This window comes from Bradyrhizobium sp. SHOUNA76 (assembly GCF_023006445.1).
Taxonomy (GTDB): domain Bacteria; phylum Pseudomonadota; class Alphaproteobacteria; order Rhizobiales; family Xanthobacteraceae; genus Bradyrhizobium.
This window is the reverse complement of record NZ_JALBHA010000680.1, coordinates 1-2,695: the sequence shown is the minus strand read 5'-3', so window position 1 is coordinate 2,695 and position 2,695 is coordinate 1. Positions and strand designations below refer to the sequence as shown.

The 2,695-nt window shown below is 66.4% G+C and carries 2 protein-coding genes and 2 pseudogenes; all 4 read right to left on the bottom strand.

Translation table 11 applies throughout. The annotated features are described in order from the left end of the window. A pseudogene (locus MOV74_RS35545) lies at nucleotides 1–368 on the bottom strand (hypothetical protein); the annotation flags it as partial. Between the two features lie 122 nt (nucleotides 369–490). After that, nucleotides 491–1,078 carry a GNAT family N-acetyltransferase gene (locus tag MOV74_RS35540; RefSeq protein WP_018316343.1) on the bottom strand — a complete coding sequence of 196 codons (588 nt, stop codon included), beginning with the start codon at nucleotides 1,076–1,078 and terminating at the stop codon, nucleotides 491–493. Nucleotides 1,079–1,117: 39 nt separating this feature from the next. Beyond that, complete coding sequence (locus tag MOV74_RS35535) at nucleotides 1,118–2,407, bottom strand: pitrilysin family protein (protein ID WP_246931841.1); 1,290 nt, start codon at nucleotides 2,405–2,407, stop codon at nucleotides 1,118–1,120. Continuing rightward, a pseudogene (locus tag MOV74_RS35530) lies at nucleotides 2,404–2,695 on the bottom strand (threonine synthase); the annotation flags it as partial. The gene MOV74_RS35535 and the pseudogene MOV74_RS35530, both read right to left, overlap by 4 nt.

Below are 2,695 nucleotides of genomic sequence, written 5' to 3'. Positions count from 1 at the left end.
ATGCCGATCCGCGCCGTGATGCCAGCGCTGCTGCGGGCACATTCGCGCGCCATCTTGGTGATCGAGGCCTGGAAACGGATTTCATTGCCAACGGCCGGCTTGCCGGTGGCCCCGACCGCGTAGGTCGAGGCCCCCGCGCGCACCGTAACCTGGGGGCAATCGAGATCGTCTTCGGCCGGCTGGCCGGGCGCAGGCGGCGGCTTGGGCTGGGCCGGCTCATCGGACTTGCCGCCGAACAGGCTCTTGAAGCGGTCGGTCAATGACTGCGCCGCCACCGGCGAAACCGCTGCGAACGACACCGACAATGCCAGCGCGATCGCCGGCATCCGCCGCAGCACATTCCGCGATGACCGAAGCTGCTTCACCATCAAAGCCCGTACTCCATGACAAAGTCCCCGGCCGATCGCCGGTAGACCTGCGCGTTATATCGTCAAAATCGGCGAACCCAAGGCAGCAAAAAGGGGGATTCGGCTGCACGAATCGGGCGGGCTCAGCCGCGGAAATCCTCGTGCAGCAGGCCGAACAGCAAATGGTCCTGCCAGACCCCGTTGATGCAGAGATAGCGGCGCGCCAGGCCTTCGCGGGAGAAACCGCACTTCTCCAGCACCCGGATCGACGGCGCATTGGTCGGGATGCAGGCCGCCTCGACGCGGTGCAGGTTGAGCTCGCCGAACAGCGTCGGCAGCAGGACCCGCAGCGCAGCCGTCATGTAGCCGCGATGAGCATGGGGTTGCCCGACCCAATAGCCGATGGTGCCGGCCTGCACGATACCGCGCCGCACATTGGCCAGCGTGATGCCGCCGACCATGGCGCCGTCGAGCTCGCGGAAGATCAGAAAAGGATAGGAACGGTCCGCGGCGATGTCCTCGGAATAGCGGCGCAGACGGCGGCGGAAGCCGGAGCGGGTGAGATCGTCCGACGGCCAGATCGGTTCCCAAGGCGTCAGGTAGTCGCGGCTGGTTTCGCGCAAATGCGCCCATTGCAGGAAATCCGACATCTGCGGCGCGCGCAACAACAGCCCGTTGCCGCGCGGCGCGAGGGCGGCGGGTCCACTGGACGGCAGGCGAAAGAGGGCCATGGTGATGCTTCCCGGGGCAGATCAGCCCGTGCGCGGCTCCTAATGCAGCCGCGCCTTGGCACGTGCCCGGGTCAATCCTTCCGCAAAAGACACCGCCGTGTCCAGACCCCTGCCGCTGCCTAATGCGACAACGGCAGGCCGGCTCCGCGACAGCAGCGCACGCGCGGCGTCCCGGGTCGATTCGACGCTGACCGCGTCGATCCGGGCCACCAGCTCCTCGACCGTCTGCGGCCGGCCATAGGCCAGCACATGACGGGCGAGCTGCTCGGCGCGGGAAGAGCAGCTCTCCAGCGCCATCAGGAGGCCCGCTTTCATCTGCGCCTTGGCGCGCGCGATCTCGGCCTCGGTCAGCGTCTCCACCGAATCATTCATGATGTCGACCACGACCTCCATCATCTCCGGCGCATCGGCCGGATCGGTGCCGGTGTAGAGACCGAAGAAGCCGGTATCGGTATAAGGCGCGTGGAACGAGTAGATCGAGTAGCAGAGACCGCGCTTCTCGCGCACCTCCTGGAACAGGCGCGACGACATTCCGCCGCCGAGGATGTTGGTGAAGACCTGAAGCGAGAACAGCGACGAATCGCTCTGCGGCACGCCTTCCAGCGCCAGCGTCAGATGTGCCTGCTCCAGTTCGCGATGCACCACCTTGGCGCCGCCCTTGCCGAACTGCGCGGTTTGCGGCTTCGGGCCCGGCGTCCCCTCGAAACTCGCAAAACGCTTCTCGGCCTCGGCGACCACCTGCTTGTGATCGACCGCGCCGGCCGCCGCCACCACCATGTCGGGCCCGCGATAATGCGTCGAGAGGTAGCCGCGCAGCATGTCGCGGTTGAAGGCGCGTAGCGTCTTGGCCGTGCCGAGCAGCGAGCGGCCCATCGGCTGGTCGGGATAGCAGAGCTCGTTGAGATGCTCGAACACGACGTCGTCGGGTGTGTCCTGCGCGGCACCGATCTCCTGCACGATGACGTTCTTCTCGCGCTCCAGCTCGTCGGGCTCGAAGGCGGGATTGGCGAGGATGTCGGCGAGCACGTCGAGCGCCAGCGGCACGTCGGCCTTCAGCACCCGCGCATAATAGGACGTGGTCTCGGTCGAGGTGCCGGCATTGAGGTCGCCGCCGACCGCTTCGATCTCCTCGACGATCTCGCGCGAGGAGCGCTTGGTCGTGCCTTTGAACGCCATGTGCTCAAGCAGATGCGAAATGCCGTGCTCGTTGGGCTTTTCGTCGCGTCCGCCGACGCCGGCCCAGACGCCGAGCGCCGCGGTCTCGAGGTGAGGCATCTTGTCGGTGACGACGGTCAGGCCGGAGGCAAGCTTGGAAATCTCGACGCTCATCCGGCAACTCCTTGCTTTGCGGCGCGGCTGACCGACAGCACGAACCGCTCGATCTCGGCCTGATCGTTCTTCATCACCTTCATGTGTTCGGATTTGGTCATCAATCCGTCGAGCCAGGCCGGCAATTGCGGCCGCTGGCCGCAGGCCGCTTCGACAGCATCGGGGAATTTGGCCGGATGGGCGGTCGAGAGCACGATGCTCGGCACCCTCGTGTCGGTGGTGTCGCGGTCGGCGACAGCAAGCGCCACCGCCGTGTGAGGATCGACCAGCTCGCCTGCCTCCCGCCAG

Excerpts from the sequence above, each read along its gene's own strand:
- MOV74_RS35540 (WP_018316343.1), bottom strand. The coding sequence starts at position 1,078 with ATGGCCCTCTTTCGCCTGCCGTCCAGTGGACCCGCCGCCCTCGCGCCG.
- MOV74_RS35535 (WP_246931841.1), bottom strand. The coding sequence starts at position 2,407 with ATGAGCGTCGAGATTTCCAAGCTTGCCTCCGGCCTGACCGTCGTCACC.